The sequence below is a fragment of the Pseudomonas sp. G166 genome (assembly GCF_037027455.2).
Taxonomy (GTDB): Bacteria; Pseudomonadota; Gammaproteobacteria; order Pseudomonadales; family Pseudomonadaceae; genus Aquipseudomonas.
Genome location: NZ_CP146985.1, coordinates 2,739,472 through 2,753,209, shown reverse-complemented (window position 1 = coordinate 2,753,209; position 13,738 = coordinate 2,739,472). Strand labels below are relative to the sequence as shown.

Here is a 13,738-nt window from a genome sequence, read left to right as displayed (position 1 = left end):
ATGCACTATCGCCTGATGCTCTGTTCATGTTTGCTCCTGGCCTTGGTCAGCGTCAAAAGCCACGCCGAGACCATTGAAGTCGTGACCGAAGACTCTTTGTACGCTTACGCCCGTGATGGCCAACTCGTCGGACCGGGCATTCGCATCGCCGAAGAAACCCTCAAGCGCGCAGAACTCACTGACTACCGAATGTCGCTGTATCCGTGGGCACGGGCTTACGAAAAGGCCTTGCACGAACCCAATGTGCTGATTTTCCCACTGGATCGTACTCCGGCCCGCGAAGAGCTATTCAAGTGGGTGGGCGAAATACACCGGGTGACAACCAAGTTCTACAAAATGCGCGGAGGCGAGGCGATCGTCATCCACAACCTTGAAGAGGCCAAGCAGTACGACGTAGGTGTGGTGCGTAATGACGCCAAGCAGGTTTTCCTGCAACAAAAAGGGTTTACCCGACTGGTCGTGTCGGTCGATAACCACGATAACTTTCAGAAACTGCTGAATCATCAGATCCAGCTGCTGCCCATGCCTGAGAACACTGCACGGCTGATGAGCAAGGATGCCCGTGTGGACTTCACCTCCCTGGAAGAAGTCTATTCGCTCGATGAGCAGCCCCATAGGGTCAACTTGGCCTTCAGCCTAAGTACTTCGGACGAAGTCGTCGCCAGGGCCCGACAGGCCTTCGAACAGCTCAAGGCTTCGGGCGAAGTGGCGCGGATCATGAGTGAAAAGCGTTAGGCAAGGGGCGTCCCTGCAGTTCCTCGTCACCAAGACGAGCAAGGCAATGGCAGGCACGGTTTGTAGTCTATAGTTCTTCCAGATCCGGCCCTCTTTTGCTCGAGCAATCAGGAGCGACAACCTCCTCGAGCCATTACCGCGTCGAATATCCGCAAGCCTTCAGTATTGAAACGATGCAGGGAGCACATCATGCTGATCCAACAGCCGAATACATTGAGGTCGGCCCCTGGCATCGCCAATTCCCCCGGCGCCAATTCCGGTACCACGACCAACCTGCTTCGACGCAGCTTCGACCAGACCAAGGAAGCCTACATCCTATTCCCGCTGCTGGCCGTTCTTCTGTTACTGGCGATCTGGACAGCCACGCTGTACCTGATCGAGGTTGAACATACCCGCGCGCAACAGAGCGCAGCAACCGCAAGCCTGGAAATCGGCGCCACGTATGAAGCACAAATGCTGCGCGCCGTTCATGAAATCGATCAAACCCTCAAGCTTGTCAAATACACCTATGAAGAGGAAGGTCAGCGCAACCCCCTCCCCAGGCTCAAAGAGCGGGCATTGTTACCGCCGCCCCTGGTGTTTGACGTCAGCGTGGTCAACTCTGCCGGAGGGCTCGTGGCGAGCACGCGGGGCCACGAGCAGGCCAATATTCCCGACCCGGATGAACTGCAGGCACTGCAGCGCAACGACTCACTGCTGATCAGTCGCCCTTGGAAAAGCCCCGGCACAGGCGAATGGCGATTGCGTTTCAGTCGCCGGCTGGATGCGCCAGATGGCGGGTTTTCCGGGATCGCCAGGGTCGAGGTCGATGCAGCCTATTTCGTCAGCAGCTATGACGTCTCGAAACTCGGCGACCAGGGCGTACTCGGGTTACTGGGCACCGACGGCATCTTCCGGGTACGACGCAGCGCAGAGACGGTATCGGCCGGCGATGCAGTCGATTACGCAGTGGTGGTGCCAGACACGGAAAATACCGAAGCGGTCCTCGCGGTCAATGGATGGGACGGGGTGCGGCGTTACACCAGCGCCCGCCAACTCTACGATTTACCGCTGGCGGTGATTGTCGGGTTGTCCGAGGAGGAGCAACTGGCCGCGGTGACTCGACAAGCGCACACCTATCTGTGGCGTGCGGCGGGCGGCAGTCTCTTGCTGGTGGTGTTGGTGGGGGTGCTCGCCCGGATGAGCTGGCAACTGGCGCAAAGTCGTTTACGCACCGCCGAAACCCAGGCTCAACTCGCTGCTGTAGCCCGCCAGGCCGGCATGGCAGAAATCGCCACCAACGTACTGCACAACGTGGGCAACGTTCTCAATAGCGTGAACATCTCGGCAGAACTCGTCACCCGCAAGCTGCGTACCAGCAAGGCCTTGGGGCTTGGCAAGGCGGTGCAATTGATGAACCAGCATGCCGATGACCTGGGTGAATTCATGTCGCACGACGAGAAAGGCAAGCTCCTGCCAGGCTATCTGAACCAACTGGTGGACGCGCTTGCGCTCGAGCAACAAAGCATGACCGATGAGCTCGAACAACTGAGCAAGAGCGTTGATCACATCAAGGAAATCGTCTCCGCCCAACAATCCTATGCCGGCGCTTCCAGCATCGCCGAAGCCGTACAAATAAAGGAACTGATCGAGGACGCCCTGCGCATGAATGCTGGAATAATCGCCGCTCGCCAGATAACCGTGGTCCGAGACTATGCAGAAACACCCTTGCTACAGCTGGACAAACACCGGGTGCTGCTAATCCTGGTCAACCTGATAAAAAATGCCAGCAGTGCGATGGATGACAGACCGGATCGATATCCTCAGATCACCCTTCACAGTGCAGTCCAGCAAGGAAAGACCTTGACTATCAAGGTGATCGACAACGGCGAAGGCATTGCGCCAGAGAACCTGACACGGATTTTTGCCCATGGTTTTACCACGCGCAAAGACGGCCATGGGTTTGGTCTGCACAGCTGCGTGCTGGCAGCCATGGAGATGGGGGGCTCGCTGGAGGCGCATAGCGATGGGCCGGGAAAAGGGGCGATCTTTACCCTCAAACTGGCGATCTAGGCTACGCTTCGATTCGTGGTATCGCGCAGTTTCAGCCAACGTTACAAGGAATAAACGCATGGCGATCCCTCCTCATCCCCCACTGGCCAATACCGAACAGCTCCCTGTCGTGGGTTCGTGCCTGCCCCCAAGGGTGCCTTCTCCAGTGAGGTCGCATTAAGCCTATGCTGCCAAAACTGAACACCCTGAGCTTGGCAGCAATGACGCTGTATGCCGGCGCCGTCAGCGCCGCCGAAGCTGACACGTCAATGTTTTCGCTGAGCAGTTTCGGCACGGTGGGGATCGTCCACTCCAGCGAGAAAAAAGCCGACTTCACCTCCAGTATCTTCAAGCCCAACGGTGCAGGCCACTCGCGCAACTGGAGCGCCGACGTCGACAGCCTGATCGGCGCCCAACTGATCGCCACGTTCACACCCCAGCTCTCAGCCGTGGTGCAGGTCATCTCGGAACAGCGTTACGACAACAGCTACAGGCCCTTCGTCGAGTGGGCCAACATCAAATATCAGTTCACGCCAGACTTCAGTGCACGCGTCGGTCGCACCGTATTACCGGTTTTTTTGCTCTCCGATACCCGAAAAGTGGGATACACGCTGCCCTGGGTACGTCCGCCGATGGAAGTCTACAGCCTGATCCCCATCACCAGCAGCGACGGTGTAGACCTCAGCTATAGATTCCATATCGATGAAATCACCAATACCGTGCAGGGTAACTACGGCCAGCACGACAGCCGACAGCCCGACGGCGCCGGCCAGGCCACGGCGAGGGATCTTTGGGGCATTACCAATACCACCGAGTTCGGCGCCCTGACCACGCGCTTCAGCTACAGTCAAACCGAACTGACCGTGGAGCAATTCAACTCATTTTTCGATGCCTTCAGGGCGTTCGGCGCAGAAGGTGATGCCATTGCCGATCGTTACGACTCCAACAGCACGCCCGCTAGTTTTTTTGGAATAGGCGCCAGCTATGATCCTGGTGATTGGTTCGTAATGAGCGAGTGGGGACGTCTCAGGAGTCATTCAGCAATAGGCCGGACAAGCGCCTGGTATGTCAGCGGTGGCTACCGAGTTGACGCGCTCACCCCCTTCATCACCTACGCTCGCTCCAGGGCGGAGTCCGATACTTCCGCAACGGGTTTGACGGCGTCCACTTTACCCGCCATCGGCCTCAACAATGCCCTCAACACCATCCTGGGATCGAACGAAGGCCAGCAAACGCTTTCCCTTGGCGTGCGCTGGGATTTCACCAAAAACATGGACGCAAAATTACAGTACGATCACACCCGCTTTAAGGGCAACTCTATCGGTCCGCTAATCAATACCCAGCCGGACTTCGAGTCGGGTGGCTCGTTCAGTGTGATCAGTCTAGCCGTCGATTTTGTCTTCTGATGGAGCAGGTCATGTGGTTTGTGAGGCTCTGCGGGTTCGCTGTTGTGGGGCTCGTCGTGTGCTTGGCCTGCACTCCCGTCAAGGCCGATGTAGTCGTGGTCGTGGCCACTTCCAACCCGGTGAAAGCACTCGCACGCAATCAGGTGGCGGATATATTCCTGGGCAAGACCAGCCGTTTTCCCAGCGGTGGACCGGCGGTTCCGATTGATCAGACTGAAAGTTCGGCGACCCGCGATGAGTTCTACTCAACGTTCACTGGCAAGTCTGCGTCCCAGCTCAAAGCGCACTGGTCGAAAATAATCTTTACCGGTAGAGGGCAGCCTCCGCAGGCGGTTTCAAATAGCGCCGAAGTCAAGAAACGTATCGCGGAGAATCCCGACAGCATTGGCTATATCGAGGCAAACGAGGTGGATGGCAGCGTCAGGGCACTACCGCTCGAGCCGCAATGAGTACTCGGTGCTCAAGCCGTCGAGGCCTTGGCTATCGCGCCTGTGCTTGTAGCAACACTTTGAACTGATCGGCGGGTACCGGCCGGTTAAAGTAAAAACCCTGGAATTCGTCACAGGCATTTTCCCGGAGAAAATCGGCCTGCTCCTTGGTTTCCACGCCTTGGGCAACCACCGTCAGGCTGAGGGTTCGACCCATCGCGATGATGGCCTCGGTCAGGGCTTTGTCTTCTGAGACGCTGGTGACATCACAGATAAATGAGCGGTCAATCTTGATGGCGTCGAGCGGAAACTGCTTGAGCGCAGTGAGCGAAGAATAACCGATACCGAAATCATCGATGGCGATCCGGACTTTCAGGAGTTTAAGCCCGGTCAACACGCTCAACGCTCTTTTGACATCCTGCATGAGTAGGCTTTCGGCAATCTCCAGTTCCAGCAGACTCGCCTCCATACCGGTTTCAGCCAGTATCGCAGCGAGATCGGTGAGTAGATTCTCATCGGCAAACTGACGTGCTGTCAGGTTCACGGCCACCCCCAAATGCGGCAGGCCCTGTTGCTGCCAGGCAACGTTTTGCAGGCAGGCAGTCTTGAGCACCCATTTGCCGATCGGCACGATCAAACCGGTCTCTTCGGCAATCGGAATGAACTGCATTGGCGCGACGATTCCCAGGTCGGGGTGATCCCAGCGCAAAAGCGCTTCCATGCCCGTGATCTGGCCGCTGCGAATATCTCGCTTGGCCTGATAGTGCAGCTCGAACTCCTGGCGCTCCAGGGCATGGCGCAAGCTCAGTTCCAGGGTCATTCGCTCCAGAGAGCCCGCGTTCAGCTTCTCGGAATAAAATTGGAAGTTGTTCTTGCCTTGTTGCTTGGCCTGATACATGGCGATATCGGCGTTTTTCTTGAGTGTCTGCTCGTCTAGGCCATCGCGCGGAAAGAGGCTGATGCCGACACTGGCGGTCACACGGAACTCATGGTCCTGGAGGTTAAAAGGCCGGGCAATGGTGGACAGGATTTTCTGCGCGGTGATCGCCACGTACGAGTCCTCGGACAGCTCTGGCAGCAATATCACAAATTCGTCGCCGCCTAATCGGGCGACGGTATCGCTGTGGCGCAGACAGGCCCTGAGTCGCCCTGCGACTTCTTGCAACAGTTTGTCGCCGGCATCGTGCCCCAGGGTGTCATTGATTTGTTTGAAACGGTCCAGATCAAGGAACAGAACCGCCAGTTGCCGATGATAACGGCTTGCCTCGCTGATGCTCTGGCTCAACATCTTGCTGAACAGACTGCGATTGGGCAGCGACGTCAGGCCGTCGTGATAAGCGAGATACTCGACACGTTCGGCGTAGGCTATTTTCGCTTCGGCGGCCCGCAAACGACTTTGTACCAGCTGCCAGCTCATCCGGCTCAACAAACTGACCAACAACGCCAGCAATAGACTGCCGCCCGCCGCTCGCCAAAGATAGGTATGCGCCTGCCGCGTCACCGCGGCCAGTTGTTCCTCCTCGGACAAGCCGACAATCACTGCCAGTGGATAGTCGTAGAGTTGGCGGGCGCTGGTGTAGCGCCGTACACCGTCCCATTCATTGGTCGAGAGTACCGTTTCAGTGTTTTCAGTATCCGGTACCACTGCCGCGTAATCGACCGCATCACCGGCCAGTACCGCCTCCCCGGTGCGCCGGGCCCTGAAGATGCCGTCAGTCCCCAGTAGCCCCAGGGTGCCCTGGTTGCCGAGTTTCGAGGCATCGTAGCTGCTGACGAAATAGGCCGCATCGACCTCAACCATCGCAACCCCGGAGAACGCGCCACCAGTCGAATTGAGGGGGCGACTGAAACGCAGCTTCCACTCCCCCGTCACCGGACTTTTCCAAGGACGACTGATCGACAATGCATTGTCGCGCCGCAACGTTTTCGGCTCATCCTGAGCGACCCTAGTCCCTGCCTCGCTCGGCTGCGTACTCGCAACGACCCGGCCGTCAGCATCAACCACGCTGACATCAAACAAAAACGGGGGCGGCAATAACGCCCGCGCCTTGAGTTTGGGCAGCGGGTTTGTCTCGCCCTCGGACTCGTAGGTGTATTTGACGAGTTTGAGCGTCTGATCGATCTCACGCACAGCCCGTAGAATCTGCGCTTCGTACGTGGCGCCGATTTCCAGGCTTGCCGTGGCGGCGTCTTGCTGCGCACGAACCTGTTCGACCTTGATCAGGTACAGGGTGCCCAACCAGATGCTCAGCAGCAGGAAAGCGGCCAGCAGCGGAAATAAAATGTAGATTTCCTTGGCTTGCTCAAACCCGCGCCGAAACAGGCTATTGGCCGTAGCGGAAACGGGGTTTTCAGCATTGGCAATATCAGGGGCCGATCCCAATATATTCGACCGTTGGACCGGCATGATGTGCTCCCTGCATCGTTTCACTGCTGACGGCTTGCGGGTATCCGATGCGGTTACGGCTCGCGGAGTCAATTGCTCCTGATCGGCCACACGAAAGGATTCCGGGTCTGCTGAAAACTATAGACTACAAACGGCGTCTGTCAGTGCGGGGGCTTACTCGAGGTCAACGGGATCTATAGGTCGAGCAAGATGCCGTCGTAATGCCTGACATCTTGAATGTCGATGCTGAAAAAATGAGCTGAGCACAAAGACATGCCCTTATTCACTCAATCACTTTCGCATACACCGATCTATCGACATTCCCACCCGACAGGATTACCCCCACCCTCTTCCCTGCCATCGCTTCACGTTCCTGCATGAGCGCAGCCAGAGCGGCCGCGCCCGCTCCTTCGGCAAGGTTATGGGTATCGGTGTAATAGACGCGCATGGCTTCGGTAATTTCCTGGTCGCTGACCGACACGATCCGTGTCGCGGCGGCCCCGTAGATGGCGAAGGCTTCGGGAATTGGCCTACGCACGGCAAGGCCGTCAGCAAAGGTGTTGGCCGAGGCGGTTTCGCACAGCTCTCCCGTTTCAAACGATAACTTTGCCGCCATCGCCTCAGTGGACACCACACCCACCACCTGGGTTTTCAGACCCAGGGCATCACGGGCGGCGATCACCGCACAAATCCCCGAGCCACAGCCAATCGGCACGTAGACAGTGTCCAGGTCCGGCGCGGCCTTGAACAATTCAAAGGCATAAGTGGCCACGCCTTTGACCAATTCAATATGGAACGGTGGCACCAGGTAGAGGCCATGCACTTGCGCCAGGCGCACAGCTTCCTCACGGGCCTCATCGAAGTCGCGGCCGTACTCAACCACCTCGCCGCCAAAGCCGCGCGTGGCGTTGTTCTTTTCGACGGAATTACCCTCCGGCACCACGATCAATGCCCGCAAACCCTGTGCCGTTGCCGACAGCGCCAGGCTCTGGCCATGGTTACCACGAGTGGCGGTGACCACGCCTTTGACGCCTGGGTGGGTGCGTTTGAGCCAGTGCATGAAGGTGATACCACCGCGCACTTTGAAAGCACCGGTCGGGGTGTGGTTTTCGTGCTTGACCCACACCGTACAACCCAGCCGTTCAGCCAGCAACGGCCAGGCGTATTGGGCGGTTGCCGGCATGACTTGGTAGACATGATGAGCAGCTTGTTCAAGATCGTCGCGAGTCAGTGTGTACATGGGTGACCTCCAGGTTTTGCCCAGTCTAGACACGGGCACCGGACGGCGGCTTTCAGAAAACTGACCTGACTTTTGCTCTCACTCTTCTCTACTATGGTGTTCATGATCCATCGAAACCGCCTGCCGCCATCGCGTCCATCCGAACCGGTCCGTCGTATCGAGGCAGGCCCATGGGCGATTGAATTGTTACCCGGCTGCGCCTACGCCGCCCGCTATGTCGCGACCCAGGCAGCGATTGGCTTTGCCTTTGACAGCCAGCGAGGCTTGCATGCCATTGGCAGCGACCGCGTGCAGCCCTTCGAGGCCATGCCCAATGGCCTGGCGTTCGTCCCGGCCGAGTGTGACGTGTTCTCCGAATCACCGGGGGGCGGTGAGTACCTGCGGGTCATGCGTACAGACGGTTTTCCATTGGTAGGCGATCGGGCCTTCAACAATCGCATCGATCAGCAGGCCATTGCCCTCGCCCGACGAATGCGCGCGGCACTGTTGCGGGCCTCTATCGAAGACGACTGGGAGGCCTGGGCACTCGGACTGGCTGAGCGGACGATGGACAACCTGGCGTTGACGCCCGCGCCCGCAGGTTCTATCACCGGTAATCGCATGCGCCTGCTCGATGAGTTCATTGACGCTGGCCTCGACGGCCCGCTGAGTGTGCCGGCGATGGCGGGATTGCTCGGATTGTCCGAAGGCTATTTCATGCGCGCCTTCAAGCATGCGACGGGCAAAAGCCCCCATAGCTACCTGATCGATCGACGTCTGGCCAGAGCCCGTGCCTTGATGCGTGATTCGACAGCCGGATTGGCGCAGATCGCCCACACCTGTGGCTTTAATTCCCAGGCGCATATGGCGACCGTCTTCAAGCAACGCCTTGGCGTCAGTCCGGGGCAGTTGCGCAGAGGTTGATATCTGGCAGGGCCCGGTGATCGACTGGTTTATGCAAAATTGTTTGTTGAACCGTCCTGCCCCTTGAACAACCGTCGGCCTGTTTATTTTTTGATCATCTGTTGAAACGCTCCAGCCACCGGGCTGTAACGCGGTTATCCACAGACATACTCACGGTTTTTCTGGATAACTTGGGCGAGCGCGGCGACGCAAGTACTTGAGCACTCACTGTTTCCGGGTAGATTAAACCACCGTCGGAATGCGTCGCTCCGGCCGGGGCCCGACGCTGGCTTGGGCTCTGTCCACCAGCCATTGCACCCACCTGGCGTCCTGGTCATTGACCACGGCATAACGGTTCGGTGGGAAAAAAGTCCAGTGATGAGCGACTTCGACAAGGCGCTTGAGTTCATCGGCAGACACCCAATACGGCGTCTGTATCAGCGGCAGCGGCGCACCGTCGAAACGCCGCCCCAGCGGCAGGTTGGTGCCGGGGGCGAAGGCGATCGTCAGGTGCTGCCGGGGTTGCATCTGCTTGTCCAGCGGGGGCATTTTCCCGATCCGTGCGTAGGTGAAGTCGCCCGGATATCCCTCCTTGAGCACGAGCCAGTGGCCCGCGGCAGTCTGGGCCAAGAGCCATTGCGACACGCCGGAGTCCTGTACGCACTCAAGCTTACCGTTGGTCCATTGCATGAGGGTGTTGCAATCCGGGTCATAGTCGCAAGACCACAGGCTGGTGCCAGAGATCAGGGTATGGCGTTCTAGCTCGACCAGTCCTCGATCCGGCATGGACTGCCAGTAGCGTTTGGTCGGGTCGCGGGTATCGCGCACGTAGTTGCGCAGCGCCCAAGCCGCCATGAACAGCAGCGTCACGAGCGCAAGCCAGCCAAGGGAGTCACCGACGATCCGGTCGACATCCAAACCCGGGGCAATTAGCGCTTGATAGAGCCACAGGCTCAGTAAGAACGCGAGGCTCGGCAGCACCGGCCCCAGGCACAACGGCGGAACCAGCACCTCGATCCAGTCAAAGCGGTGCATGAGGGCGCGCTCACGCGCCCAGGCTTGCTCCTCAGCGAGCATCGGCGCCTGTTCCCGTGGGCCAATCTCGGGATCAGGGGTCTTGAAGCGCATGAATTGTGTGTAGACGTCATCACTCATGGATCGAATAGGCTCTTGAAGTCATCGTTCATCGGATCGTTGATCATGCTTGGATCAAGAACTGCTTGCATCATAGGCGTGGGCTTGTAGGATCCCGCCGGTACGATTAACAGAGATTCAACGGCTCGGCCAAAAACGGTCGAGAGGGCTCCTTTCGTCTACCCTCACAAAGCGCCTGCCATCAACCCATGCCTGGCGCTCAAACATTCTTGCGTTAATGTACCGGAGATCTTCCATGTTCAAGCGTTCCCTGGCACTGGCCGCAGGCTTGACCCTGTCTTTTTGCACCCTGCTGACGCAGGCCGCCGACACGCTCAAGGTCAGCGCGATTCCCGATGAAGCCCCTACCGAGCTGCTGCGCAAGTTCAAGCCACTTGGCGCTTACCTGGAGCAGCAAACCGGCATGAAAGTCGAGTTCGTGCCCGTGAGCGACTACCCGGCCGTGGTCGAAGCACTGGCCACCGACCGGATCGACATGGCCTGGCTGGGTGGCTTCACCTTCGTGCAGGCACGCCTGAAGACCGGTAACGCCATCCCGTTGGTACAGCGCGAACAGGATGCCCAATTCACCAGCAAATTCATCACTGCCGACCCCGCAGTCAAGTCCCTGGCCGACCTCAAGGGCAAAACCTTCGCATTCGGCTCGGTGTCTTCGACTTCCGGCAGTTTGATGCCGCGTTATTTCATGCTCCAGGACGGCATCAAGCCGGAAACTTACTTCAGCCGGGTCGGCTACTCGGGCGCCCATGACGCCACCGTCGCCTGGGTTCAGGCCGGCAAGGTCGATGCCGGGGTGCTGAATGCCAGTGTCTGGGAAAAACTGGTCGCCGCCGGCAAGGTCGACACCTCCAAGGTCAAGGTGTTTGCCACCACACCGGCCTACTTCGACTACAACTGGACGGTGCGCGGCACCCTCGACCCCGCCCTGGCCGCCAAGATAAAGGCCGCCTTCCTGGCGCTCGATCCAGCGAACCCGAAAGACAAGGAAATCCTCGACCTGCAGGCCGCCAGCCGCTTCATCGAAACCAAGCCTGAGAACTACAAGGGCATCGAGGAAGCCGCACGCGCCGCCGAACTGCTCAAATGACATTGCACCTGACCCAGGTCAGCCTCGTCCATGGCAACGGTGTCCAGGCACTGCGTGACGTGGACCTGCACATCGGCGCCAACGAACAGGTCGCCATCATCGGCCCGTCCGGCGCGGGTAAGTCGAGCCTGCTCAACGTGTTGGGCACCGCTCTGCGTCCGGGCAGCGGTGAAATGCGGGTGCTCGGCGAACGGGCCTGGCAGCTGTCGGCGCGCCAGCGTCAACGTCTGCGCGCGCGTATCGGCCTGATCCATCAAGCGCCCCCGCTGCCGCCGCGCCAGCGCGTCGTCACTGCGGTTCTGGCCGGCAAACTGGGCCAGTGGGGGATGGGCAAGAGCCTGCTGAACCTGCTGCATCCACTGGATATCCCGGGAGCTCGTGCGGCACTGGCCAGGCTTGACCTGGGCGACAAGTTGTTCGCGCAATGCCAGCAACTGTCCGGCGGTCAGCTCCAACGCGTTGGCATCGCCCGCGTGCTGTATCAAGCGCCGGAGGTGCTGCTGGCCGACGAGCCGGTATCAGCCATGGACCCGGTGTTGGCCGAACACACGCTGTCGGTGCTCTGCCGCCATGCCCGGGAGCACAACGTCACCCTGGTCGCCAGCCTGCATGCGGTGGAGTTGGCCCTGGCGCATTTCTCGCGGATCATTGGCCTGCGCGATGGACAGGTCCTGTTCGACTTGCCAACCGAAGCGGTCGACCGTGCGCTGCTCGACAAGCTCTACGCCAATGAACAATTGCAATCCACGCCGATCCCGACACCGCCCTTGAGCGTACAGATTCCCCGATGCTGACACGCGATACCCGAGACCCCGCCGCCCGTCCTCGCCTGCTGCTCGGTTTGCTGGCGCTGGCCCTGCTGTGGCCGGGCATTCGCTTCAGCGAATTGGACCTCGGCGTGCTGGCAGCCAGTGACAGTCAGAGCGAGATGGGCCGTTTTGTCTCGGCCTTTTGGCCGCCAGCCCATGGTGAGGAATTCATCGGGCTGTTGCTGCAAGCCACATTGCAAACGCTGGCCATCGCCACGGCCGGTATGGCCCTGGCGCTGCTGCTGGCCGTTCCCGCCAGCCTGCTGGCCAGCCGTGCCCTGTCGCTGTCTGCGGCCTCCCATGCCGGTCAACCGAGCTATTGGGGCCAACTGCTGCGTTGGCCTGTACGTGGCTTGTTGATCTTCCTGCGCAGCGTGCCGGAAATCGTCTGGGCCTTGCTCTTCGTGCGCGCCGTCGGCCTCGGCCCGACCGCCGGGGTGCTGGCCATCGCCATTACCTACAGCGGCATGTTGGGCAAGGTCTACGCGGAAATCTACGAGTCAGTCGACCAACGCCCAGCCCACGCGCTGCTGCAGGCGGGCGGCAGCCGGCTCGCGGCGTTCTGCTACGGGATCCTGCCCAATGTCGCGGCGGAACTGTTGTCCTACACGGTGTATCGCTGGGAGTGCGCGATTCGTGCTTCGGTGGTGATGGGTTTCGTCGGCGCCGGTGGCCTGGGCCAGCAAATGGACCTGTCGTTACGCATGTTCGCCGGAGGTGAAGTGGCCAGCCTGCTGCTGACGTTCCTCGTCCTGGTGCTGCTCGCCGATCAACTCAGCCGCCTGCTGCGCTGGAGGCTGGCATGAATCGCCTGTTCAACGCGCTCATTGTCCTGGGCATCGGCGCTGCGGTCGTCGCCTCGTTCGCCTATCTGGGCATCGACCTCGGGGAGCTGGGAGACAGTGGCAACCTGAGCCGGATGGGCGCCTATGCCCAGCGCTTTCTTAGCCCGGACCTGAGCCCGGGCCACCTGCGTGCAATTGGCCATGGGGCGGTGGAAACCCTTGCGATGTCCGCCATCGGCACGCTGCTGGCGGCAGTCTTGGGCTTGTTATTGGCATTGCCCGCAGCCGGGCGCTATGGCTGGCCGTTCCAGAGCGCCTCGCGCCTGGTGCTCAATGCCTTGCGCGCGGTTCCGGAACTGGTGTGGGCCGCGCTGATGGTCCTTGCCGCAGGACTCGGCCCCAATGCCGGCACCCTGGCGTTAGCCCTGCACACCACTGGCGTACTCGGTCGGCTGTTCGCCGAAGCCCTGGAAAATACCCCGGCGGAACCGGCCAACGCCATCCGCCTGCAGGGCGGCAATGCTGTCGTGGCATTCTGTTACGGCACACTGCCCAATCTGTTGCCCCAACTGCTGGCCTATACCCTGTACCGCTGGGAAAACAATATCCGCATGGCCAGCGTGCTCGGCTTCGTCGGCGCCGGAGGCCTGGGGCAAATGCTCTATGTCAGCCTCAGTCTGTTCCAGGAAGCCCAGGGCAGCACGGTGATCCTGGCGATGCTGTTACTGGTGTTCGCGGTCGATACGTTGAGTAGCTGGAGTCGTCAGCGTTGGGTCCAGGCTTGACGTGGTCGC

Annotated in this window: 12 protein-coding genes; 9 read left to right on the top strand and 3 right to left on the bottom strand. The window is 59.6% G+C overall.

Annotated elements, in window-relative coordinates:
• The 4 genes from SGN16_RS12435 to SGN16_RS12420 all read left to right on the top strand — a co-directional run bounded on the left by SGN16_RS12435 (position 1) and on the right by SGN16_RS12420 (position 4,621).
• Positions 1-735 carry a transporter substrate-binding domain-containing protein gene (locus SGN16_RS12435; RefSeq protein ID WP_210644412.1) on the top strand — a complete coding sequence of 245 codons (735 nt, stop codon included), beginning with the start codon at positions 1-3 and terminating at the stop codon, positions 733-735.
• Positions 736-924: 189 nt separating this feature from the next.
• Positions 925-2,787 carry an ATP-binding protein gene (locus SGN16_RS12430; protein WP_335944195.1) on the top strand — a complete coding sequence of 621 codons (1,863 nt, stop codon included), beginning with the start codon at positions 925-927 and terminating at the stop codon, positions 2,785-2,787.
• Positions 2,788-2,951: 164 nt separating this feature from the next.
• On the top strand, positions 2,952-4,172 hold the full coding sequence (locus tag SGN16_RS12425; protein WP_335944194.1) for a hypothetical protein: 1,221 nt from the start codon (positions 2,952-2,954) through the stop codon (positions 4,170-4,172).
• Between the two features lie 11 nt (positions 4,173-4,183).
• A complete protein-coding gene (locus SGN16_RS12420) occupies positions 4,184-4,621 on the top strand; it encodes a phosphate ABC transporter substrate-binding protein (protein ID WP_335944193.1) in 438 nt (145 codons plus the stop codon).
• Positions 4,622-4,652: 31 nt separating this feature from the next.
• On the opposite strand, the gene SGN16_RS12415 is transcribed toward SGN16_RS12420, so the two are convergent.
• On the bottom strand, positions 4,653-7,007 hold the full coding sequence (locus tag SGN16_RS12415; RefSeq protein ID WP_335944192.1) for an EAL domain-containing protein: 2,355 nt from the start codon (positions 7,005-7,007) through the stop codon (positions 4,653-4,655).
• 262 nt (positions 7,008-7,269) lie between these two features.
• Positions 7,270-8,226, bottom strand: coding sequence for a threonine dehydratase (locus tag SGN16_RS12410; protein WP_335944191.1), 957 nt, complete (start codon positions 8,224-8,226; stop codon positions 7,270-7,272).
• A 93-nt stretch (positions 8,227-8,319) separates the two neighbouring features.
• Here SGN16_RS12410 and SGN16_RS12405 point away from each other — a divergent pair, with 93 nt between their 5' ends.
• The gene (locus SGN16_RS12405; protein ID WP_335944291.1) at positions 8,320-9,129 is read left to right on the top strand and encodes an AraC family transcriptional regulator; all 810 of its coding nucleotides are present in this window, start codon (positions 8,320-8,322) and stop codon (positions 9,127-9,129) included.
• Positions 9,130-9,351: 222 nt separating this feature from the next.
• Here SGN16_RS12405 and SGN16_RS12400 read toward each other — a convergent pair whose 3' ends face one another.
• Complete coding sequence (locus SGN16_RS12400; RefSeq protein ID WP_335944190.1) at positions 9,352-10,263, bottom strand: hypothetical protein; 912 nt, start codon at positions 10,261-10,263, stop codon at positions 9,352-9,354.
• Positions 10,264-10,498: 235 nt separating this feature from the next.
• Between SGN16_RS12400 and SGN16_RS12395 the strand changes: the two genes are divergently transcribed.
• The 4 genes from SGN16_RS12395 to phnE are packed head-to-tail and all read left to right on the top strand — an operon-like array spanning position 10,499 to position 13,729.
• Positions 10,499-11,350 carry a putative selenate ABC transporter substrate-binding protein gene (locus SGN16_RS12395; RefSeq protein ID WP_210644398.1) on the top strand — a complete coding sequence of 284 codons (852 nt, stop codon included), beginning with the start codon at positions 10,499-10,501 and terminating at the stop codon, positions 11,348-11,350.
• Entirely contained in the window at positions 11,347-12,144 is a 798-nt protein-coding gene (locus SGN16_RS12390) for an ATP-binding cassette domain-containing protein (RefSeq protein WP_335944189.1), read from the top strand. The genes SGN16_RS12395 and SGN16_RS12390 overlap by 4 nt, the downstream gene beginning before the upstream one ends.
• Complete coding sequence (locus SGN16_RS12385) at positions 12,138-12,965, top strand: ABC transporter permease (RefSeq protein ID WP_335944188.1); 828 nt, start codon at positions 12,138-12,140, stop codon at positions 12,963-12,965. Before SGN16_RS12390 ends, SGN16_RS12385 begins: the two co-directional genes overlap by 7 nt.
• A complete protein-coding gene (phnE, locus tag SGN16_RS12380) occupies positions 12,962-13,729 on the top strand; it encodes a phosphonate ABC transporter, permease protein PhnE (protein ID WP_335944187.1) in 768 nt (255 codons plus the stop codon). The genes SGN16_RS12385 and phnE overlap by 4 nt, the downstream gene beginning before the upstream one ends.
• Positions 13,730-13,738 lie beyond the last annotated feature (9 nt).

What these genes read in the sequence shown, in the direction of transcription:
- SGN16_RS12385 (WP_335944188.1), top strand. Translation starts at nt 12,138, where the DNA reads ATGCTGACACGCGATACCCGAGACCCCGCCGCCCGTCCTCGCCTGCTG.
- phnE (WP_335944187.1), top strand. Translation starts at nt 12,962, where the DNA reads ATGAATCGCCTGTTCAACGCGCTCATTGTCCTGGGCATCGGCGCTGCG.
- SGN16_RS12390 (WP_335944189.1), top strand. Translation starts at nt 11,347, where the DNA reads ATGACATTGCACCTGACCCAGGTCAGCCTCGTCCATGGCAACGGTGTC.
- SGN16_RS12420 (WP_335944193.1), top strand. Translation starts at nt 4,184, where the DNA reads ATGTGGTTTGTGAGGCTCTGCGGGTTCGCTGTTGTGGGGCTCGTCGTG.
- SGN16_RS12405 (WP_335944291.1), top strand. Translation starts at nt 8,320, where the DNA reads ATGGTGTTCATGATCCATCGAAACCGCCTGCCGCCATCGCGTCCATCC.
- SGN16_RS12425 (WP_335944194.1), top strand. Translation starts at nt 2,952, where the DNA reads ATGCTGCCAAAACTGAACACCCTGAGCTTGGCAGCAATGACGCTGTAT.
- SGN16_RS12430 (WP_335944195.1), top strand. Translation starts at nt 925, where the DNA reads ATGCTGATCCAACAGCCGAATACATTGAGGTCGGCCCCTGGCATCGCC.
- SGN16_RS12435 (WP_210644412.1), top strand. Translation starts at nt 1, where the DNA reads ATGCACTATCGCCTGATGCTCTGTTCATGTTTGCTCCTGGCCTTGGTC.
- SGN16_RS12410 (WP_335944191.1), bottom strand. Translation starts at nt 8,226, where the DNA reads ATGTACACACTGACTCGCGACGATCTTGAACAAGCTGCTCATCATGTC.
- SGN16_RS12415 (WP_335944192.1), bottom strand. Translation starts at nt 7,007, where the DNA reads ATGCCGGTCCAACGGTCGAATATATTGGGATCGGCCCCTGATATTGCC.
- SGN16_RS12395 (WP_210644398.1), top strand. Translation starts at nt 10,499, where the DNA reads ATGTTCAAGCGTTCCCTGGCACTGGCCGCAGGCTTGACCCTGTCTTTT.
- SGN16_RS12400 (WP_335944190.1), bottom strand. Translation starts at nt 10,263, where the DNA reads ATGAGTGATGACGTCTACACACAATTCATGCGCTTCAAGACCCCTGAT.